General features: G+C 62.8%; 23 protein-coding genes. 22 read left to right on the top strand and 1 reads right to left on the bottom strand.

Features of this window, described 5'->3' with window-relative positions; genetic code table 11:
* Positions 1–76 precede the first annotated feature (76 nt).
* Entirely contained in the window at positions 77–847 is a 771-nt protein-coding gene (locus QMX86_RS00185) for a ParA family protein (protein WP_024011296.1), read from the bottom strand.
* 356 nt (positions 848–1203) lie between these two features.
* Here QMX86_RS00185 and QMX86_RS00180 point away from each other — a divergent pair, with 356 nt between their 5' ends.
* From QMX86_RS00180 to QMX86_RS00075, 22 genes are all read left to right on the top strand, one after another.
* Positions 1204–1929: a beta-ketoacyl synthase chain length factor gene (locus QMX86_RS00180; RefSeq protein ID WP_282384878.1), complete on the top strand. Its 726-nt coding sequence runs from the start codon at positions 1204–1206 to the stop codon at positions 1927–1929.
* Positions 1905–2717, top strand: a complete 813-nt coding sequence (locus QMX86_RS00175) for a lysophospholipid acyltransferase family protein (RefSeq protein WP_282384880.1) — start codon at positions 1905–1907, stop codon at positions 2715–2717. Before QMX86_RS00180 ends, QMX86_RS00175 begins: the two co-directional genes overlap by 25 nt.
* Positions 2695–2970 (top strand): phosphopantetheine-binding protein, encoded by a 276-nt coding sequence (locus QMX86_RS00170; protein ID WP_024011294.1) that lies wholly within the window; start codon positions 2695–2697, stop codon positions 2968–2970. Before QMX86_RS00175 ends, QMX86_RS00170 begins: the two co-directional genes overlap by 23 nt.
* A gap of 9 nt (positions 2971–2979) precedes the next feature.
* Positions 2980–3234: an acyl carrier protein gene (locus QMX86_RS00165; protein WP_016772026.1), complete on the top strand. Its 255-nt coding sequence runs from the start codon at positions 2980–2982 to the stop codon at positions 3232–3234.
* Complete coding sequence (locus tag QMX86_RS00160; protein ID WP_076565270.1) at positions 3231–3776, top strand: hypothetical protein; 546 nt, start codon at positions 3231–3233, stop codon at positions 3774–3776. The genes QMX86_RS00165 and QMX86_RS00160 overlap by 4 nt, the downstream gene beginning before the upstream one ends.
* Positions 3773–5452, top strand: a complete 1680-nt coding sequence (locus QMX86_RS00155) for an acyl-CoA synthetase family protein (protein WP_282384884.1) — start codon at positions 3773–3775, stop codon at positions 5450–5452. The genes QMX86_RS00160 and QMX86_RS00155 overlap by 4 nt, the downstream gene beginning before the upstream one ends.
* Entirely contained in the window at positions 5445–6179 is a 735-nt protein-coding gene (locus tag QMX86_RS00150; protein WP_151551123.1) for a glycosyltransferase family 2 protein, read from the top strand. The genes QMX86_RS00155 and QMX86_RS00150 overlap by 8 nt, the downstream gene beginning before the upstream one ends.
* Entirely contained in the window at positions 6176–7123 is a 948-nt protein-coding gene (locus tag QMX86_RS00145; protein ID WP_073471618.1) for a glycosyl transferase, read from the top strand. The genes QMX86_RS00150 and QMX86_RS00145 overlap by 4 nt, the downstream gene beginning before the upstream one ends.
* Positions 7104–8648 (top strand): aromatic amino acid ammonia-lyase, encoded by a 1545-nt coding sequence (locus QMX86_RS00140; protein WP_282384891.1) that lies wholly within the window; start codon positions 7104–7106, stop codon positions 8646–8648. Before QMX86_RS00145 ends, QMX86_RS00140 begins: the two co-directional genes overlap by 20 nt.
* A complete protein-coding gene (locus QMX86_RS00135; RefSeq protein WP_071174164.1) occupies positions 8641–9066 on the top strand; it encodes an acyl-CoA thioesterase in 426 nt (141 codons plus the stop codon). The genes QMX86_RS00140 and QMX86_RS00135 overlap by 8 nt, the downstream gene beginning before the upstream one ends.
* The gene (locus QMX86_RS00130; protein WP_071174163.1) at positions 9063–9665 is read left to right on the top strand and encodes an outer membrane lipoprotein carrier protein LolA; all 603 of its coding nucleotides are present in this window, start codon (positions 9063–9065) and stop codon (positions 9663–9665) included. The genes QMX86_RS00135 and QMX86_RS00130 overlap by 4 nt, the downstream gene beginning before the upstream one ends.
* Positions 9649–11979, top strand: a complete 2331-nt coding sequence (locus tag QMX86_RS00125; protein ID WP_282390375.1) for an MMPL family transporter — start codon at positions 9649–9651, stop codon at positions 11977–11979. The genes QMX86_RS00130 and QMX86_RS00125 overlap by 17 nt, the downstream gene beginning before the upstream one ends.
* Positions 11976–13139, top strand: coding sequence for a sodium:proton antiporter (locus QMX86_RS00120; RefSeq protein ID WP_282386847.1), 1164 nt, complete (start codon positions 11976–11978; stop codon positions 13137–13139). The genes QMX86_RS00125 and QMX86_RS00120 overlap by 4 nt, the downstream gene beginning before the upstream one ends.
* Complete coding sequence (locus tag QMX86_RS00115; RefSeq protein ID WP_282386846.1) at positions 13126–14373, top strand: NAD(P)/FAD-dependent oxidoreductase; 1248 nt, start codon at positions 13126–13128, stop codon at positions 14371–14373. Before QMX86_RS00120 ends, QMX86_RS00115 begins: the two co-directional genes overlap by 14 nt.
* Positions 14370–15095: a class I SAM-dependent methyltransferase gene (locus QMX86_RS00110; RefSeq protein ID WP_282386845.1), complete on the top strand. Its 726-nt coding sequence runs from the start codon at positions 14370–14372 to the stop codon at positions 15093–15095. Before QMX86_RS00115 ends, QMX86_RS00110 begins: the two co-directional genes overlap by 4 nt.
* 122 nt (positions 15096–15217) lie before the next feature.
* Positions 15218–15688, top strand: a complete 471-nt coding sequence (locus QMX86_RS00105; protein WP_348776304.1) for a hypothetical protein — start codon at positions 15218–15220, stop codon at positions 15686–15688.
* Positions 15685–16881 (top strand): beta-ketoacyl-[acyl-carrier-protein] synthase family protein, encoded by a 1197-nt coding sequence (locus QMX86_RS00100; protein ID WP_282386843.1) that lies wholly within the window; start codon positions 15685–15687, stop codon positions 16879–16881. The genes QMX86_RS00105 and QMX86_RS00100 overlap by 4 nt, the downstream gene beginning before the upstream one ends.
* Positions 16878–17342 carry a hotdog family protein gene (locus QMX86_RS00095; RefSeq protein ID WP_073471610.1) on the top strand — a complete coding sequence of 155 codons (465 nt, stop codon included), beginning with the start codon at positions 16878–16880 and terminating at the stop codon, positions 17340–17342. Before QMX86_RS00100 ends, QMX86_RS00095 begins: the two co-directional genes overlap by 4 nt.
* A complete protein-coding gene (locus QMX86_RS00090; RefSeq protein WP_110644845.1) occupies positions 17335–18063 on the top strand; it encodes a 3-ketoacyl-ACP reductase FabG2 in 729 nt (242 codons plus the stop codon). The genes QMX86_RS00095 and QMX86_RS00090 overlap by 8 nt, the downstream gene beginning before the upstream one ends.
* A complete protein-coding gene (locus QMX86_RS00085) occupies positions 18063–19289 on the top strand; it encodes a beta-ketoacyl-ACP synthase (RefSeq protein WP_024011280.1) in 1227 nt (408 codons plus the stop codon). The genes QMX86_RS00090 and QMX86_RS00085 overlap by 1 nt, the downstream gene beginning before the upstream one ends.
* 29 nt (positions 19290–19318) lie before the next feature.
* The gene (locus QMX86_RS00080; RefSeq protein ID WP_122705121.1) at positions 19319–19762 is read left to right on the top strand and encodes an excinuclease; all 444 of its coding nucleotides are present in this window, start codon (positions 19319–19321) and stop codon (positions 19760–19762) included.
* 535 nt (positions 19763–20297) lie between these two features.
* Entirely contained in the window at positions 20298–20735 is a 438-nt protein-coding gene (locus tag QMX86_RS00075) for a hypothetical protein (RefSeq protein ID WP_024011278.1), read from the top strand.
* Positions 20736–20779: the final 44 nt, after the last annotated feature.

Here is a 20779-nt window from a genome sequence, read left to right as displayed (position 1 = left end):
TCAGCGCCGATGTTGAATGTGCCGGCCTCTTCGCGAGCAGGCTCGCTCCCACAGGATTTGCGTGTGAGTCGGGGAATCAGTGGTCTTCCAGCAGATTGTGCAGTTCCACAAACTGCTGCGTCAGCTTGTGCCGTGGGTCGAGGTGGATCAGCGGCATGCTGGCCTGGTGCGACTCGCGCATGCGCACCGAACTGCTCAGGTACACCGGCAGTACCGGCAAGCCTTCGGCGATCAACTCATCGAGCATCTGCTGCGGCAGGCTGGCCCGCGCCTGAAACTGATTGACCACGATGCCTTCCACCTCCAGTCCTTCGTTGTGGTCATCCTTCAACTCTTCGATCTCGGCGATCAGGCCGTACAGGGCCTGACGGGAAAAGCTGTCGCAGTCGAAGGGAATCAACACGCGATCCGCGGCAATCAGCGCCGATACCGCGTAGAAATTCAACGCAGGCGGGGTGTCGAGATAGATTCGGTCGTAGTCCTCGGACAATTCGTCCAGCAACTTGCGCAGCTTGTTGATCTTGTGTTTCGCCTCGAGCTTGGGCTGCAGGTCGGCCAGTTCGGCGGTGGCGGTAATGATGTGCAGGTTATCGAACGGGGTTTCGTAGATGTCCGCCTGATTCTTTTTCGAGAACGGCCCGGACGACAGCGTCTGTTTGAAGAAATCGGCGATGCCCATCGGAATGTCATCGCCGGTGAGCCCGGTCAGATACTGAGTGGAGTTGGCCTGGGCATCGAGGTCGACCAACAACGTGCGATAACCCTCGCTGGCGCTGACCGCCGCCAGATTGCAGGCGATGCTGGATTTGCCCACGCCACCTTTCTGATTGAACACCACGCGCCGCATGACCAAACCTCCGTGTATCAAAGAATGACCGAGTGTAGTTGGCGGTGACCGCGCTTCGCTACCTTCACGGACATGGACTACGCCGTCAGGTGTAAAAATCGACGCCCAGGCATGGAAAAAACCGCCAGCCATCGCAGAGACACCTGACAGACACGCCGCGTCAAATCTGGATAATGGCCAAGTGATAGCCATGCAGCGAACCGCTCGGTACATTTTGTTGGGCAAAATGTAACCAACATTTGCTACACACCCGTCGCACCGGGATAATGCGCGCCACCCGGCGCCCTGCGCCAAGCCAAGCCTGCTGCGGCGCTGGCGACTCAACGCGTCAACGAAAGCCCGCAGGGGCGGGATGAATGTCCGTGATCAACTTCAACATCGCCCAATGGCGCGCGTGGGCCCCGGGGCTCGACAGCGTGGACGCCTGGCAGGCCTGGAGCCGACAACCGGTCGTGCTGCAGAGCAGTGATGCCGCGCCCGATGTGTCGTTTCTGCCGGCCATGCAACGCCGTCGCCTCAGCCGCCTGGCGCGGATGGCCTTCAGCGTTGGCTGGCCGCTGGCCGAAGGCCGGGGCCATCTGCCACTGGTGTTCGTCTCGCGGCACGGCGAAACCCCACGCACGTTTGAAATCCTCCGCGATCTGGCCACCGAACAGCCCTTGTCGCCGACCCAATTCAGCCTTTCAGTGCATAACGCGATCATTGGTTTGTGGTCGATCATGCGCGGTGAAACCAGCGAAATGACCGCCCTCGCGGCGGCTGGCGATGGTCTGGAACATGGCATGCTCGAAGCGGCGGCATTGCTTGATGAAGGCGCCCCGGCGGTGCTGCTGGTGATCACCGAAGAGCAGCCGCCCGAGGCGTATTCGCAGTGGGTCGATGATGTGCCGTTCCCTTATGCGCTGGGTTTATTGCTCACGCCCGGTACCGACTGGCGGCTGACCCTGAACAGCAGCACCGAAACCCGGTCAAAGGCGCACTGGCCGCACGCGCTCAACCTGCTGCGAACCCTGCTCGGCCAGCAACCTGACTGCCAACATGCGTGGAAAAATCGTGTATGGACCTGGCATCGCAACCCGTGACCGCCAAACACCGCGACGCCTACTACTGGCGCCTGCTGGCCACTGCTGCGAGCTTCGCCTTGTTCGGGCTAGGCGGGCTGTGTCTGCGCCTGCTGGTATTTCCGCTGCTCGCCTGCCTGCCCGGTGACGCGTTGGTCCATCGCCTGCGCGCGCGGCGTACGGTCAGTCGCTTGTTCTGGTTTTTCGTGCGTTTCATGGCCCGCACCGGCGTGCTCACCTACGCCATCGAGGGTGCCGAGCGCCTCGGCCGACCTGGGCAGATGATCATCGCCAACCACCCGTCGCTGATCGATGTGGTGTTTCTCATCGGTCTGGTGCGCCACGCCAATTGCGTAGTGAAGAAAACCCTCTGGGAAAACCCGTTCACCCGTGGCCCGCTGCGCCGTACCGAGTACATCAGCAACGACGGCAGCATGGATATGCTCGACGCCGCCGCGCAGTCGTTGCAGGACGGCCAGACCCTGATCATCTTCCCCGAAGGCACGCGCACCCAGCCGGGGCAGGCGCCGGCCTTTCATCGGGGGGCGGCGGCAATTGCCCTGCGCGGTGCGAAAATCGTTACCCCGGTGATCATCAAGGTCAGCCCGACCACCCTGACCAAAGCCGAGCCGTGGTATCGCATCCCCCATCGCCGCGTGCACTTCAGTTTTCGCGTGGGGGCCGATATAGACCCACAGACCTTCGCCGCGCAAGGCCCCGCACCGCAGGCCTCGCGCAAGCTCAACGATTATTTGCATGACTATTTCATTAAGGAGCTCGCCGCAGATGAGCGATCAGAACACCGCTAGCCTGATGCGTGACATCAAACTGCTGATCATCGACGCCTTGGGCCTCGAAGACATCAGCCCCGAGGACATCGGCGACGAGCAGACATTGTTCGGCGAAGGCCTCGGCCTGGACTCCGTGGACGCGCTCGAACTGGGCCTGGCGATCCAGAAAAAATACGGCATCAAGATCGACGCCGATGCCAAAGACACCCGCAACCATTTCACCAACGTGGCCAGCCTTGCGGCATTCGTCACGGCAAAACAGGCAGCTTGAGACCGGACCATGCAAACTCGTGACGATATCTTCAACACCCTGCGCGATGCCCTGGTCGAGCTGTTCGAGCTGGATCCGGCCCGCGTAAGCATGGACGCCAATCTGTATCAGGATCTGGAAATCGACAGCATCGATGCGGTTGACCTGATCGATCACATCAAACGCCAGACCGGCAAGAAAATCGCCGCCGAAGAATTCAAATCGGTGCGCACCGTCGGTGACGTGGTCGAGGCGGTGTTCCGTCTGGTTCAACCGGCCGCATGAGCCGACTGATCGGCCTGGGCCTGCTGCTGGCCGGTCTGCTGTACCCCTTTGCGGTGTATTTCGGCATGGAGCATTTCGCCCCGTGGCAATTTGCGCTGCTGCTGGGCAGCCTGTGGCTGGCGCGCGCCCTGACCGGCGAACGCAAGCCCGGCAGCCTGTGGATGGCGTGCGTGGCGATGGTGTTCTGCCTGCTGCTGGCGGTGTTCGACAGCCCGCAGCTGCTGCGCTGGTACCCGGTGCTGATCAGCGCATTCATGCTGGTGCTGTTCGGCGCCAGCCTGAAATACGGCCCGCCAATGGTCGAGCGTCTGGCGCGCTTGCGCGAGCCGGAACTGCCGCAGGTTGCCATTCGCTATACGCGCAAGGTCACGCTGGCCTGGAGCGTGTTTTTCTTCTGCAACGGTTTGTGCGCCGCCCTCCTCACCCTGTGGGCGCCGCTGGATTGGTGGATGTTGTACACCGGCCTGATCTCCTACGGATTGATCGGCCTGATGTTTGCCATTGAATGGCTGATACGACAACGGGTAAGAGGCCGTACATGAATTGGATAAAACTTGAGCAGCTGTTGCTCAAGGCACTGCCGGCACGGGCGATCTGCCAGGCGCCGGCACTCGATCACACGCAACTGCGAGCGCAGGCCTTGAGCGTCGCCGCGGGTCTGCAAAGCCGAGGCGTGAAAAGGCTGGCCGTGCAGCTGGAAGATGCCGCCGACCTTGCCATCGCCCTGCTCGGTGCCTGGCGTGCCGGCGTCAGCGTATTGCTGCCGGCGGATCTGCAAGCGCAGACGCGTCAGCGCTGGTCGCAGGAAGTCGATCTATGGCTGACCGATCAACCCGGCGACGCCCAGTTGCACGACTTCACTCAGCCCGGCCTGCCCGGTGCAGAACTGGATCTCGATCAATGCCGCCTGAGCCTGTGCACTTCCGGCTCCAGCGGCGAACCCAAGCGCATCGACAAGACCCTGCGCCAATTGGCCAACGAGGTCGAAGCGCTGGAGCTGTTGTGGGGCGCAGACCTCGGTGAAGCCTGCATCATCGGCAGTGTCGCCACCCAACACATCTATGGCCTGCTGTTTCGCGTGTTGTGGCCATTGTGCGCCGGGCGCCCGTTCGTGCGCCGGCAACTGGCCTTTTCCGAAGACCTGCAACGCGCCAGCCGCGAGCATCCGGCCTTTGCCTGGGTCGCCAGCCCGGCGCTGCTCAAGCGCATGGGCGACAACCTCGACTGGCCGGCCCTGAGCGCGGTGCGCCGGGTGTTTTCCTCCGGGGGCGCGTTGCCGTCGGAAGCGGCGCAAAGTCTGCAACAGCGCTTGCAGCAATGGCCGACGGAAATCCTCGGCAGCTCGGAAACTGGCGGCATCGCCTGGCGTCAGGGCGATTCGTTGTGGAGGCCGTTTGCTGGCGTCGAACTGAGCCAGGACAGCGACGGCGCCCTGCTTATTTCTTCGCCTTACCTGCCTGCCGGCCATGTCGAACACAGCGCCGACGCCGCACGCATTGCCGCCGATGGTCGCTTCGAACTGCTGGGGCGACTGGACCGCATCGTCAAACTGGAAGAAAAACGCATCTCGCTGCCGATGCTCGAGCAGGCCTTGGCAGCCCATGACTGGGTCGCCGAAGCGCGCCTCGGTGTCGTGCAGGAAAACCGCGCTTCGCTCGGTGCGCTGCTGGTGCTCAGCGAATCGGGCCTGTTCGCCCTGCGCGAGCACGGTCGCCGCGACCTGACCGAAACCCTGCGCAAACATTTGAGCCAGCATTGCGAAGCCCTCGCCCTGCCCCGGCGCTGGCGCCTGCTGCGGCAGATGCCGTTGAACAGCCAGGGCAAACTGGCGCAAGCCGACGTCGAAGCGCTGCTGCTGGCCGCACGGCCGAAAGCCCCCGAAGTGCTGGAGCAGAGCGCAAGCGACGGCGAATGGAGCCTGCAACTCAGCGTGCCGCCGGATCTGGCCTACTTCAGCGGACACTTTCCCAAGGCACCGGTGTTGCCCGGTGTGGTGCAGGTGGAGTGGGCGCTGAATCTGGGTCGGCAGTTGCTGAAGCTGGACGGCGCGTTTGCCGGAATGGAAGTGCTGAAATTCCAGCAACTGGTGCGCCCGGGTGATGAAATCCAGCTGCATCTGCGTTTCGATGCCGAGCGCGGCAAGTTGTACTTCGCCTATCGCAACGACACGGCGACGTGTTCCAGCGGACGCATTCTCCTGGGGCCTGCCCATGCATAACCCCTGCGCCGTAATCCCGGTGTACAACCACGAAACCGCGATCACCACCGTGGTTGATGCCCTGCTTGCACAAGGTCTGCCGTGCATTCTGGTGGACGACGCCAGCGAGCAGTCCTGCGCACGGGTGCTCGACACTCTGGCCGAGCGCGACAGGGTTTTCCTGGTGCGTCTCACAGCCAATCAGGGCAAGGGCGGCGCGGTGATGACCGGTCTGCGTGAAGCCTCGCGTCTGGGTTACAGCCATGCTTTGCAGGTCGATGCCGACGGCCAGCACGATTTGCACGACGTCGCGCGCTTCGTCGGCGAATCCCGCGCTCATCCCGAGGCGATGATCTGCGGCTATCCGCTGTTCGACGAGAGCGTGCCGAAAGGGCGTTTGTACGCACGCTACCTGACCCACGTGATGGTGTGGATCAACACCCTGTCGTTGCAGATTCGCGATTCGATGTGCGGCTTCCGTGTTTATCCGCTGGCGCCGACTCTGGCGGTGATCGATTCGGCCAAGGTCGGCAAGCGCATGGATTTCGACTCGGACATCCTTGTGCGGCTGGCCTGGCGCAATCAGCCGATGCGCTGGCTGCAGACCAGCGTGCATTACCCGTTGGACGGTGTATCGCACTTTCGCCTGTTCCATGACAACGCGCTGATTTCCAGCATGCACACGCGGCTGTTCTTCGGCATGTTGCTGCGTTGGCCGCTGATTCTCTGGCGGCGGTGGAAACCATGAGTGAAGAAGTCGACAAGAAGCACTGGGCCGACCGCGAAGAGCGCGGCAGTTTCCTGCTGATGAAATTCACTGCATTCGCCGCCAAAGTCCTCGGCCGGCGCCTGCTCAGTCCGTTGCTGTACGGCATCGTCCTGTATTTCTTTTTGTTCGGCCGGATCGCCCGGCGCAGTGCCTGGCAGTACCAGCAGCGGCTGGCCGCGTGGAGCCGGCGCGACGACCTGCGCCCGAGCCACTGGCGGGTGTTCGGCCAATTCATGACCTTTGCCGATTCGCTGCTCGACAAGCTCGATGTGTGGAACGGCAAGCTGAGCATCGAGCAGATCGAAATCATCGACCCGGCGCTGCTGCGCAAGCAGTTGCGCGGCAGTCGCGGGCAACTGCTGGTCGGCGCGCATCTGGGCAATCTCGAAGTGTGCCGGGCGCTGGCGGAGATCGGCGAAAAGGTCACCATGAACGTGCTGGTGCACACCAAGCACGCCGAACAATTCAACCGCTTGCTTGGCGAGGCCGGGGCGACCAATCTGCGCCTGATTCAGGTCAGCGAACTCGACCCGGTGATCATGCTGCAACTGCATGAACGACTGGAACGCGGCGAGTGGCTGGCGATTGCCGGCGACCGCGTGCCACTGCATGGCGGGCGCAGCGTGACGGTGGATTTTCTCGGCCATCCGGCGCCATTTCCGCAAGGCCCATGGTTGCTGGCCGGCCTGCTCAAGTGCCCGGTCAACCTGCTGATGTGTCTCAAGCAACCCGACGGCCACTATCGCCTGACCCTCGAACCGTTCGCCGACGCGGTGGTGTGGACACGCCGCGAGCGCGAGCAGGTCATTCATCAGTGGGCCACTCGCTACGCGCAGCGCCTGAGTCACTATTGCCTCGAAGCCCCGCAGCAATGGTTCAACTTTTACCCTTTCTGGAAGACCGATGACGACGCCAACCCATGAGCCGGTAACCTTCGGCGAACGCCCTTTGCGCATCGAAGACGTGCTGGCCCTGGCCAACCGTCAGGCGCCCGTGCAGTTGCAGGCTGACGCCGACTATCGCGAGCGCATCGCCAAGGGCGCGCGGTTTCTCGATTCGCTGCTGGATAAGGAAGGTGTGATCTACGGCGTCACCACCGGTTACGGCGATTCCTGCGTGGTCGCGGTGCCGCTGCATCACGTCGAGGCGCTGCCGCGTCATCTCTACACCTTCCACGGCTGTGGCCTGGGCAAACTGCTCGACGCGCAGGCAACCCGCGCGGTGCTGGCGGCGCGTTTGCAGTCGTTGTGTCACGGCGTTTCCGGGGTGCGCGTCGAACTGCTGGAGCGTCTGCATGCGTTTCTCGAATACGACATCCTGCCGTTGATTCCCGAAGAGGGTTCGGTAGGTGCCAGCGGCGATCTGACGCCTCTTTCCTATGTCGCCGCAACCCTGTCCGGCGAGCGTGAAGTGCTGTTCCGTGGCGAACGTCGTCAGGCTGCCGACGTGCATCGCGAGCTCGGCTGGACAGCGCTGGTGCTGCGCCCGAAAGAGGCGCTGGCGCTGATGAACGGCACGGCGGTGATGACCGGCCTCGCCTGCCTCGCCTTCGCTCGCGCCGATTATCTGCTGCAACTGGCCACGCGCATCACCGCGCTCAACGTCGTCGCGCTGCAAGGCAATCCGGAGCACTTCGACGAACGCCTGTTCGCCGCCAAGCCGCACCCGGGGCAGATGCAGGTCGCCGCGTGGCTGCGCAAGGATCTGGCGATCGACGCGCCGACCGCGCCACTGCATCGTCTGCAGGATCGTTATTCGCTGCGTTGCGCGCCGCATGTGCTCGGCGTGCTGGCCGACAGCCTGAACTGGCTGCGCGGCTTCATCGAAACCGAGCTGAACAGCGCCAACGACAACCCGATCATCGATGCCGAAGCCGAGCGCGTTCTGCATGGCGGGCACTTCTACGGCGGGCACATTGCGTTCGCTATGGACAGCCTGAAAAACCTCGTGGCCAACGTCGCCGATCTGCTCGATCGGCAATTGGCGTTGCTGGTCGACGAGCGCTACAACCATGGCTTGCCGAGCAACCTATCCGGCGCGCCAGCCGATCGGGCCATGATCAATCACGGCTTCAAGGCGGTGCAGATCGGCACCAGCGCCTGGACCGCCGAAGCGTTGAAGAACACCATGCCGGCCAGCGTGTTCTCGCGCTCCACCGAATGCCACAACCAGGACAAGGTGAGCATGGGCACCATCGCCGCCCGTGATGCGATTCGCGTGCTGGAGCTGACCGAACAGGTCGCCGCCGCCACCCTGCTCGCCGCCAACCAGGGCGTGTGGCTGCGCGCTCAAGCCTTCGATGCGCGTCCGCTGCCGCCGGCACTGGCGGCGATGCACGAAGAACTCGGCAAAGACTTCCCGCCGGTCATCGAAGACCGTGCGCTGGAAGGCGAACTGCGCCTGTGCCTGCAACGCATCGCCGCGCAACACTGGAGGCTGCATGCGTAGTGCCGGAGTGCTTCATGCCGATACCGAGATTCTGGTGCCGTTTTTCGACGTCGACACTATGCACGTGGTCTGGCACGGCCATTACGTCAAATACCTCGAAGTGGCGCGCTGTGCGCTGCTGGACAAGATCGGCCATAACTACACGCACATGGTCGAGTCGGGTTACGCCTGGCCGATCATCGACCTGCAACTGCGATACGTGCGCAGCGCGGTGTTCGGCCAGCGGCTGAACGTGCGCGCCAGCCTGGTCGAGTGGGAAAACCGTCTGAAGATCAACTATCTGATCAGCGACCTGCAGACCGGCGAACGCCTGACCCGCGCAAGCTCCGTGCAGGTCGCTGTCGAAGTCAGCAGCCGAGAGATGCAACTGGCTTCACCCAAAGTCTTCACCGATGCCGTAGAAAGGATGCTGCGATGAATGTGTTTTTCAGAAGCCTCGGCGCGTTGACGCTGCTGGTCTTGTCGTCATGGGCCAATGCCTTCGACCTGCAACAACTCAGTGAACAACTGGCGAAACCGGATGTTATCCACGGCCAGTTCATCCAGGAAAAACACCTGCGCGCCCTGCCGCAGCCGCTGATCAGCAAGGGCAGCTTCGTCCTCGCGAAAAATCATGGCTTGCTGTGGCTGTTGAAAACTCCGCTGCAACAGGATTACCGCATCACCGCCAATGGCATCGCCCGCCGTGACAGCAACGGCTGGCAACTGCTGCCGAACAAGAGCGCCGGCGCCGAGCAGAACCGTTTGTTCCTCGCCGTGCTGCAAGGTGACAGCAGCGGTTTGCAGCGCGATTTCGAACTGGCCCTGAGCGGCACGGCGCAGCAGTGGCAACTGACCCTGACGCCGCGTTCGATGCTGCTCAAGCAAGTGTTCAAGCAGATCAATATCGATGGCGGCGCCCTTGTGCAAACCATCGAGCTGCTGGAAACCCAGGGCGACAGCACCCTGCTGCGCATGCAGGACAGCACGGCCGAGCAACCCCTGAGCGAAGCGGAGCAACATGACTTTGCCGAGTGAACGCAAGCTGCCCTGGCTGTTTCTGAGCCTGCTGCTGGCCGTCGTCGCGCTGGCTGCCTGGCAGTGGCGCGACGGTGCGCCGCTGTCGGCCAATCTCATGGAGCTGGTACCCGGGACCAGTCCCGATGCGCTGGAGTCGCGCGCCGAACAGCGCATGCAAGAACCGCTCAATCGCGAAATGCTGGTGCTGGTCGGTCACGCCGATCGCCAGCAAGCACTGAACATGGCTCAGCAACTGGGCGAACAATGGCAGGCCAGCGGTCTGTTCGAAACCGTGCAATGGAACCTGCAAGCCGACTTGCCGGCGCTGCGCAAGCAATTGCTGCAAGGGCGTTTGGCGATGCTCTCGGCGGATGATCGGCAGCTACTCAGCGAGCACCCCGACGCGTTCATCCAGCAGCGGGTGCAGGCGCTGTTCGATCCGTTCAACGGCTTCACCCTGGTGCCGAGCCAGGACGACTGGCTCGGCCTGACCGGGCGCATCCAGAACAGCCAGCCGAAACATGGCGCAGTGCAACTGGACATCGGCAGCGGCGCACTGGTCGCCGATGCCGACGGCAAGAGCTGGGTGATGCTGCGTGCGCGCACCACCGGCAATGCCTTCGACATGAACCTGCCGTTGCAAGTGGCAGAGCTGCTCCAGCACAGCCGCGAACAAGCGGCGAAAAGCGACGTGCAGTTGCTCGCCGCCAGTGGCCTGCTCTACGCCGCCAACGGCCAGCAACAAGCCACCCGCGAAATGACCTGGGTCGGCGGTGGTGCGACGGTTGGCATTCTGCTGTTGCTGCTGTTGGCGTTTCGCCGTTGGGGCGTGTTGCTGGCGTTCGTCCCGGTGCTGGTCGGCATGCTGTTCGGCGCGGTGGCCTGCGTTGCGCTGTTCGGCCACATGCATGTGATGACGCTGGTGCTCGGCTCGAGTCTGATCGGCGTTGCCGTCGATTACCCGCTGCACTATCTGTCCAAGAGCTGGAGTCTCAAGCCTTGGCGCAGCTGGCCGGCCCTGCGCCTGACCTTGCCGGGGCTGACCCTGAGCCTGATCACCAGCGTTATCGGCTACCTGGCGCTGGCGTGGACGCCGTTCCCGGCATTGACGCAGATCGCCGTGTTCTCCGCTGCCGGCTTGCTCGGTGCCTATCTGTCGGCGGTCTGCCTGCTGCCGGCGCTGCTGAAAAATGTCCAACTGCGCCCGGCGCAATGGCCGCTGCGCCTGGCCGAACGCCTGATTCATCTGCGTGAGGCGCTGCTCGGTTGCATTCGCACGCCCGCGCTGCTGGCCCTGCTGATCGCCTTCTGCGTCGGCGGCCTGATGCAGTTGCAGAGCAAAAACGATATCCGCCAATGGGTCGGCGCGCCGCAGCATCTGACCGACGAAGCGCAGACCATCGCGCGCATCACCGGGTATCAACCGACCAGCCAGTTCTTCCTCGTCCGTGCGGCCAATCAGGAGCAATTGCTCGAGCGCCAGGCAGCGCTGAGCGAGCGCCTGCAGCAACTGGTCAACCTCGACAAACTGCAAGGTTATATGGCCCTCGATCAACTGGTCAGCGCGCCGAGCCAGCAACAGCAAGTGCGTGAATCACTGAACAAGCTGCCGTCGTTCTGGCAACCGCTGCTCGATCTCGGCGTGCCGGTGGCTGCGTTGCAAAATGAATTGCAGCAATTGCAGACCCTGCCCGCCGAAGACATCGACGCCGCGCTGGCCGGCCCGCTCGGTGAGCCGTATCGGACACTGTGGCTTGGACCGACTGAAGACGGCGTCGCAGCGATGACCAGTTTGCAGGGCTTGAACAATCCGTCGTTGTTGCGCGTGCAAGCGCTCGATTTGCCGGGGGTGGTGCTGGTCGATCGCCTCGGTGACCTGAACACGGTCTTTGCCGCCACGCAGATCAGCGCCGCCGAACTGAAACTGGCCTCCTGCGTGTTGATCGTGCTGGTGCTGATGCTGCCGTTCGGCCTGACCGGCGCCCTGCGTATCGTCGCCCTGCCGCTGCTGGCGGCGCTGTGCAGTCTGGCCAGCCTTGGCTGGCTCGGTCAGCCGCTGACCCTGTTCAGCCTGTTCGGCCTGTTGCTGGTGACGGCGATCAGCGTCGATTACGCAATCCTCATGCGTGAACAGGTCGGCGGCGCGGCGGTGAGCCTGCTCGGCACCTTGCTCGCAGCGGTGACGACGTGGCTGTCGTTCGGCCTGCTGGCGGTGTCCAGCACCCCGGCGGTGAGCAATTTCGGCCTGTCGGTGAGCCTCGGCCTGGCGTTCAGCTTCATGCTCGCGCCGTGGGCCGGGCGCCATGATCCGGTTGCGGAGCCAGCCGCATGATGGTCTTCGGCTTCTGGTTGCTGGCCTTGGCGCTGTTCGCCCTGGCGACCCGGGTCGGCCGTCACTTCGGCCTGATTCCGATCGTCAGCCAGTTACTGCTGGCGAGCTTCGGCTTGCCGTTGCTGATGTACTTCTGGATCGAGCCGGGCTGGCAGCTCAGCGGCGCACAACTGATCGCGCCGCACTGGCTGAAAGATCTCTACAGCCTGAGCTTCGCCTTGCTGCTCGGGCACATCCTCAGCGATGTCATCGATCTGCGTCTGGATCGCCAAAGCGTAAAAATCGCTGTACCGAGTTTCGCTGTGCCGTTCGCTTGCGGACTGGCGGTCGCGTATTTGTTGCTGCCGGCGCAGCCGTGGCTCAGCGCATTGGCCATCGGACTGGTCTTCGCCATAACGGCGATCCCGGTGTTGTACCTGTATCTGCGTCACATCGATTACCCGCCCGCTGCCACCCGGCGTCTGGTGCAAACCGCGATCCTTATCGACCTGACCTGCTGGACGCTGTTCGGCCTCGCCCAGGGCAGCCTGCACTTGAGCAGCCTGTTGCTGCCTGTAGCCATGGCCGGCGCGCCGCTGCTTTTGCACCTGCTGCGCGTGCGTCGCCCGCTGACTTACAGCCTCGGCTTCTTCGCGTTGCTGGTCATGGCCGAGCATTACAAACTCAACGCGCTGATTTTCGGCATCGGCTATCTGCTGTGCATGGCGCTGCTGAAAGTGCCGTTGGTGCTGCCGTTGCCGGCACGCTGGATGAGCCGCTTGCAGACGTGGATCGCGATCCCGCTGATCCTCACGTTCGGTATCGTCCAGATCGACGTGCACAGCGCCCTCGCCAGCCTTGGCGCCGGGCAGTGGGCGGCGCTGCTGCTGTTGCCGATTGCCAGTAAACTGCTCGGCAACTGGCTCGGCCTCGGTTGGGCTGGAGCCTCGTTCGCGGGTGCCAGCCGCTGGCGCGAAAGCGTACTGCTGAACATTCGCGGCCTGAGCGAAATCGTCTTTCTCAATCTGTTGCTGCAACAACAGCTCATCACCCCGGCGCTGTATTTCGCGCTGATGCTGATGGGCCTGATCGCGACGCTACTGCCGGCCCTTATCGGCCTGCATCGCGCGCCCCTGAATCTGAACAGTCCCTTGCCCCGGAGCTCACGTGCCAATCGTTGAAATGGAATCCCGTCAGGTCGTGATCATCGGTGCCGGCCCGTCCGGTGCTATCGCCGCAGCCCTGCTCAAACGCAAGGGCCACGATGTGCTGGTGCTCGAGCGCCAGCACTTCCCGCGCTTCTCCATTGGCGAGAGCCTGCTCAGCCACTGCCTGGATTTCGTCGAAGAAGCCGGCATGCTCGACGCCGTCAACGCCGCCGGTTTCCAGCGCAAGACCGGCGCGGCGTTTGCCTGGGGCGAGCGCTACAGCGCTTTCGATTTTGGCGACACCTTCACCGCCGGCAAGCCGACCACGTTCCAGGTGCAGCGCGCTGATTTCGACAAGTTGCTGGCCGATCAAGCGGCATTGCAAGGTGCGGAAATCCGTTATGGCGATGCGATCGTCAGCGTCGATTTCGATCAGGCGAAACCACTCCTTGATGTGCGTCGCGAAGACGGCAGCGAGTACCGTGTCGAAGCCGATTTCGTCCTGGACGCCAGCGGCTACGGCCGCGTGCTGTCGCGTCTGCTCGACCTCGAAGCGCCTTCGAATTTCCCGGTGCGCCAAGCGGTGTTCACCCACGTTGAAGATCACATCGACAATCCGGCGTTCGACCGCGAAAAGATCCTTGTCACCACCCATCCCGAGCATCGCGATGTGTGGTTCTGGACCATCCCGTTCAGCAATGGCCGCTGCTCGGTGGGCGTGGTCGCGGCTGAGGAACACTTTCAGGGCCGCGACAGCGACCTGGATGCCTGCCTGCGCAGTTTTATCGCCGAGACGCCGAGCCTCGCCGGGGTTCTGAACAACGCGGTCTGGGACACCCCGGCGCGCACCCTCGGCGGCTACGCGGCCAATGTGAAAACCCTGCATGGCCCGGGCTTCGCGCTGCTGGGCAACGCCGCAGAATTCCTCGACCCGGTGTTCTCCTCCGGCGTGACCATCGCCATGCGTTCGGCGAGCATGGCCGCCGGTGTGCTGCACCGTCAGTTGCAGGGTGAAACGGTCGACTGGCAAAGCGAATTTGCCGAGCCACTGAAACGCGGCGTCGACACCTTCCGCTGCTACGTCGAAGGCTGGTACGCCGGCACCTTCCAGGACGTGATTTTCTACGAGGACAGCCAGGCGGAGATTCGCCGGATGATCTGCTCGATCCTCGCCGGTTACGCCTGGGACGAGCGCAACCCGTTCGTCAGCGAAGCGCGGCGCCGGCTGAAGATGATTTCCCAACTCTGCGCGCAGGACGCCTCATGAATTACCTGAGCGACAGTTACGTCGAGGAAACCCGCTTCGGCCTCTGGTTCCTGCGCAGCCACACTTGGCAGCACCACGTGCTGCGCGTGGCGATCAACGATTTGCGTGGCTTGTTCAGTGAAGCGCTGCCGGAACACCCGGTGCTGCTGGACGCCGGTTGCGGTCAGGGCAAGTCCTTCGGCCACCTGCGCCAGACCTTCGCCCCGCAGCGCCTGATCGGCGTCGACGCCGACCCGCACAGTTTGCAACTCAGCGCCGAAGAGGCCACGCGCCTGGGCATGCCAGTCGACTTGATCGGCAGCGATTGCGCCACGCTCAACGTCGCCGATGCCAGCGTCGACCTGCTGTTCTGCCACCAGACCTTCCACCACTTGGTCGAGCAGGAAAAGGCCTTGGCCGAGTTCTATCGCGTGCTCAAACCGGGCGGCTATCTGCTGTTCGCCGAGTCCACCGAGGCTTACATTGATACCTGGGTGATTCGCTGGCTGTTCCGCCATCCGATGCATGTGCAGAAGAGCGCCGCCGGCTACCTGCAGATGATTCGCGAGCAGGGCTTCGAGTTTGCCGAGCGCAATGTTTCCTACCCGTATCTGTGGTGGAGCCGGTCGAAGGATTTTGGTTTGCTGGAGCGGTTGGGGTTGAGCAAGCCCAAGCAGTTCGGTGAGCGTGAAGAGACGCTGGTGAATGTCGTCGCGCGCAAACCAAAAGTGGAAGTTTCCTGATGCCACACATCACTTGTGGGAGCGAGCTTGCTCGCGAAAGCGGTGCTTCAGCCATCAAAAAATTTGAATGTGAGACGGCATTCGCGAGCAAGCTCGCTCCCACAGGGATTTCAGTGTGGCTGATGATGGTGTTCTGCGCCCTATTGCTCAGTGCCTGCGCCAGCCAGCCACCGCTACCAGCGGCCAACCCGACACTGCCTCTGCCGCTGCAACTGCACATCGAGCGCGAGCAGGCCGGGCAACGTCAGGACTGGCTGCTGGTGATCCAGCGCGAAGGCGCCGGCACGCGCTGGTCGATGATGGATCCGCTGGGCATTCCCCAGGCCCGCCAGCAACTGATCGACGGGCATTGGCAGGCCGACGGTCTGCTGCCGCCGAACCCGGAAGCTCGGGAGCTGTTCGCCGCATTGCTGTTCGCTTTGACGCCTTCCGCCGAACTGCTGCGCAATTATCCCGACGCCCGGCAACAGGCCGATCAGCGTTCACTGCCGGCGCGCTGGAACATCCGCTATTCACAACCGTTGAGCTTCCAATTGAATCTGCCCCAAGGCCCGCACTATCGCGTTTCCCAGTTAGGTGAATCGACGCCATGACCGCTTACCTGAATGCCCTCGGCGTGATCTGCGCTTTGGGCCGCGACAAGTCTGAAGTCGCGCGCAATCTGTTTGCCGGCGACTGTTCGGGCATGCGCCGCGAGTCCGGCTGGGTCGCCGAGCGTGAGCTGCCTGTGGCCGGCGTACACGGTGAATTGGCGCCGATCCCGGTCGAACTGATCGAGCACAGCAGCCGCAACAATCAGCTGCTGCTGGAAGCAGCGCTGCAGATTCGAGACGACATCGATCGTGCGATCCAGACCTTCGGCCGCGAGCGCATAGGCGTGGTGCTAGGCACCAGCACCTCGGGTATCGACGAGGCCAGCCGGGGTCTGGCGCATTACATCCGCGAACAGCAATTTCCTCCCGAGTACGACTATCGCCAGCAGGAACTCGGCGCCCCGGCGAATTTCCTCGCTGAGTGGCTGCGCCTGAGCGGCCCGGCCTACGTGATTTCTACCGCTTGCACTTCCAGCGCCCGCGCGCTGATGAGCGCTCAGCGTCTGCTCGATCTGGGTCTGTGCGATGCGGTGCTGTGCGGCGGCGTCGACAGTCTGTGCAAGCTCACGCTGAACGGTTTCTCTTCGCTGGAAGCCGTTTCAGACGAACGCTGCAATCCTTTTTCCGCCAACCGCAAAGGCATCAATATCGGCGAAGCAGCGGTGCTGTTCGTGATGAGCAAACAGCGCGGCGAAGGCCCGGGCATCGCCCTGCTGGGGACGGGCGCCAGCTCGGATGCGCACCATATTTCCGCGCCGGAGCCGAGCGGTCGCGGCGCTCTGCAAGCGATGCAGAAAGCCCTTGGCCGCGCGCATCTGCAAGCCGGGCAAATCAACTACCTGAACCTGCACGGCACCGCGACCCAGCACAACGACGCGATGGAAAGTCTGGCGGTCGCGGCGCTTTTTCCCGAAGGCGTCGCCTGCTCGTCGACCAAACCGCTGACCGGTCACACCCTCGGCGCGGCCGGCGCGCTGGAAGCGGCGTTCTGCTGGCTGAGCCTGAGTGCCGAAAACCCTGAACAGGCGTTGCCGCCACACATCTGGGACGGCCAGGCCGATCCCGCGCTGCCGCCACTCAAGTGGGTGACCGCGAGCGAACGCCTGACGTCCATTGCACCGCGCTACCTGATGAGCAACTCGTTTGCCTTCGGCGGCAACAACGTCAGCCTGATTATCGGAGACGCCCCATGAGCCACTGGCCGCTCGCCGAACTGCTGCCGCATGCCGGCGACATGATCCTGATCGACGCCATCGAGCGCTTCGATGACGAGCAGATTTTCACTCGCCTCACGGTCAAGCCCGATGGCCTGTTCAACCTGCCCGATGGCAGCCTGCCGGCGTGGGTCGGCGTCGAGCTGATGGCGCAGAGCGTCGCCGCTTTCGCCGGTTGCCACGCCCGGCAAAAAGGCAATCCGCCGGAGCTGGGCTTTCTCCTCGGCACGCGCAAATTCGAGTGCAACGTCGAAGCCTTTGCGCCCGGCAGCGAGCTGACCATCCACGGCCTGCGCTCACTGGAAGACGACAACGGCATGGGCGTATTCGAATGTCACATCCACGGCGACGGCATTCATGCCAGCGCCCGCCTGAACGTGTTCCGTCCGCCGCAAGCCAACCAATATCTGCAACAGACAAAGGAGTCGCACGATGACTGAATCCGTACTGGTCACCGGCTCCAGCCGGGGCATCGGCCGCGCCATTGCCTTGCGTCTGGCGCAGGCCGGGCATGACATCGTCCTGCATTGCCGCAGCGGCATGACCGAAGCCCAAGCGGTGCAGGCCGAAATCGAAGCGCTGGGCCGCCGCGCGCGCATCCTGCAATTCGACGTCGCCGACCGCGAATCCTGCAGAAGCATTCTCGAAGCCGACGTTGAAAACCATGGCGCCTATTACGGCGTGGTGCTCAACGCCGGGCTGACCCGCGACGGCGCGTTTCCGGCGCTGAGCGATGACGATTGGGACGTGGTCCTGCGCACCAACCTCGACGGTTTCTACAACGTCCTGCACCCGGTGATGATGCCGATGATCCGTCGTCGCGCCGCCGGGCGCATCGTCTGCATCACCTCGGTGTCGGGCCTGATCGGCAACCGTGGCCAGGTCAATTACAGCGCCTCGAAGGCCGGGGTGATTGGCGCCGCGAAGGCATTGGCGATCGAGCTGGGCAAGCGCAAAATTACGGTTAACTGCGTCGCCCCTGGCCTGATCGACACGGCCATGCTCGACGAAAACGTGCCGGTGGAGGAACTGATGAAAATGATCCCCGCGCAGCGCATGGGCACCCCGGAAGAAGTGGCCTCTGCGGTGAATTTCCTGATGTCGGCGGAAGCCTCGTACATCACTCGCCAGGTGCTGGCGGTCAACGGAGGCCTGTGCTGATGAAGCGCGTCGTCGTCACCGGCATGGCCGGCATCACCTCGCTGGGCAGCGACTGGCCGACCATTGCCGGCAATTTCGCGGCCAATCGCAGCGGCATTCGCCGCATGGACGAGTGGGATCGCTTCACTGAGCTGAACACGCGTCTGGCCGGGCCTATCGATGATTTTCTCGTACCGTCGCACTGGACCCGCAAGCAGTTGCGCAGCATGGGCCGGGTTTCGCGACTGGCGGTCGGCGCAGCAGAAAAGGCTCTGGCCGATGCTGGCCTGCTCGGTGACGAATCGATCAAGGACGGGCGCATGGGCGTCGCTTGTGGTTCGTCCACTGGCAGCACTGACGAAATCAAAGCGTTCGGCAACATGCTGCTCAACTCGGTGGCCGAGGGCCTGAACGCCAACTCCTATGTGCGGATGATGCCGCACACCACCGCCGCCAATATCAGCATTTTCTTCGGCCTCACCGGCCGCCTGATTCCGACGTCCAGCGCCTGCACCAGCGGCAGCCAGGGCATCGGCTACGCCTACGAAGCAATCAAGTTTGGCCGCCTGCCGTTGATGCTCGCCGGCGGTGCCGAAGAGCTGTGCCCGACTGAAGCCATGGTGTTTGACGCGCTCTACGCCACCAGCCTGAAAAACGATGCACCCCAGACCAGCCCACGCCCGTACGACAAGGGCCGCGACGGTCTGGTGATCGGCGAAGGCGGCGGCATGCTCGTGCTTGAAGAGCTGGAACACGCCCTCGCCCGTGGCGCGCACATTCACGCGGAAATCGTCGGTTTCGGCAGCAACGCCGACGGCCAGCACACCACCCGCCCGGAACAGGTCACGATGCGCCGCGCCATGGAGCTGGCCCTGGAAGATGCCGGCCTCACCCCGGACGCCATCGGCTATGTGAACGGCCACGGCACCGCGACTGAACAGGGCGACATCGCCGAAACGCTGGCGACCAGCAGCCTGTTCGGTGAGCACATGCCGATCAGCTCGCAGAAGAGTTTTCTCGGCCACACCCTCGGTGCCTGCGGTGCGCTGGAGTCATGGTTCAGCATCGAGATGCTCAACAGCGACCGTTACGTGCACACCTTCAACCTCGACGAGGTCGACCCGCACTGCGGCAAGCTCGATTACCTGCGCGGCGAGTTTCGTCAGATGCACCACGACTACGTGATGAACAACAACTTCGCTTTCGGTGGCGTCAACACTTCGTTGATCTTCCGCCGCTGGGCATAACCGAATCAATCCAGGTCAAGGAGACCTACATGCACTTCAAGAAATTCGCCGCCTTTACCCTGCTGCTCTGCGTCCTGCCAGCGGTCAGCCAGGCACGCGACACGGCGGTCTACCTGCCATTCGACAAAGCCGTCGCCGAAGCCACCCGCTCCGGCAAGATCGATGGCAGCGTGAAATTCTATCTGGCCGGCAACACCCCGGCCGGCAAAGTCACCGTGGTCAGCCCCGACGCTGTGACCAACAAGAAAACCAACGCCTTCAACAAGTCCGACGAAGTCGCCTGCGAATGGGTCGCCCAATCGGCAATCATCAGCCTGCACCAGGCCGCGAAAAACGCCGGCGCCAACGCCGTGACCAACATCGTCAGCTTCTACAAGCGCAACGAGCGCAAGGACGCGCAAACCTACGAATGCCACGCCGGCGCGATCATGGCGGGCGTTGCGCTGAAGGGTGATCTGGCGAAGGTTCAGTAAGCGCCAGAAATGACAAAGGGCGCCATTCGGCGCCCTTTCACAGACAGGTTGGCTTGTCATCGCCGATTACCTGCCTGGCTCTGCGATGGCTGGTTGCCCAGGATCCTCAGAGTCTCACAAGCCCCTTTCGGGAACGCAGGCAGTATTGCTTGAAATGCATCGGCAGACAACGGCTGGCGTTTCGCCTCTCGGCGCGATATCCAGCGCCATCACAGCCCCACCAACAGACTATTGCTGCGGTGTTTACGCATAACGACAACAGGCCTGACTTTAACGTCTCAGGCACTTCATAGCCTCTGAAATCGCAAATCAGCACGCTGCCCTCCTTGGGCTGGTATCGAAGAGGCATCCGTGGCACTCACTGGAAAAGAGGCGAGTTTGCGCAAAAATCGAGCGTTCCCCTAAGGCAGATCCGTAACGGGAAATGTAGCTCTCTGCAATCCCCTCGCTCCCTTGCACCATCTACACTCGCTTAAGCAGGTCCCGGCTCAGTACCTGCCCTCGCAGTTCCCTTTCACCGTCAAAGGAGATGACCATGCAAGTGAAAGCCCTGATGGCCGCTGCGCTTATCGCCCTGCTGCCCAGTGCCAGCCATGCCACCAACCTCATGTACATGCCTTTCGAAACCGTGCTGTCGGACGCCATTCGCGCCGGTCGGCTGGATGGCAGTGTGAAGTTCTACCTGATCGGCAACGGGCCGCAGGGCACTCAGCAGTTGCTGCGCCAAGGGGTGGTCAGTGATTTGAAAACCAACGGTTTCAACAAGAGCGACCAGGCTTCGTGTGAATGGGTGTTGCAGTCGAATCTGATCAAATTGCAGGCTGATGCCAAGCGGGTCGGGGCGAATGCGGTTGTGAATATCGTCAGTTACTACGACCAGCATGTGCGCAAGGATTTGAATACGTACGAGTGCCGGGCAGGAGTTTTTGTTACCCGGGTGGCTTTGAAGGGGGATTTGGTGCGGTTGCCCTGAAATCTGTGATGTTTGGGCCGACGCCTTCGCGAGCAGGCTCGCTC

Source organism: Pseudomonas sp. PS01270, from assembly GCF_029959775.1.
GTDB classification, from domain to species: domain Bacteria; phylum Pseudomonadota; class Gammaproteobacteria; order Pseudomonadales; family Pseudomonadaceae; genus Aquipseudomonas; species Aquipseudomonas atacamensis.
The sequence above is the reverse complement of the archived record's forward strand: the minus strand, read 5'-3'. Positions and strand labels throughout refer to the sequence as shown.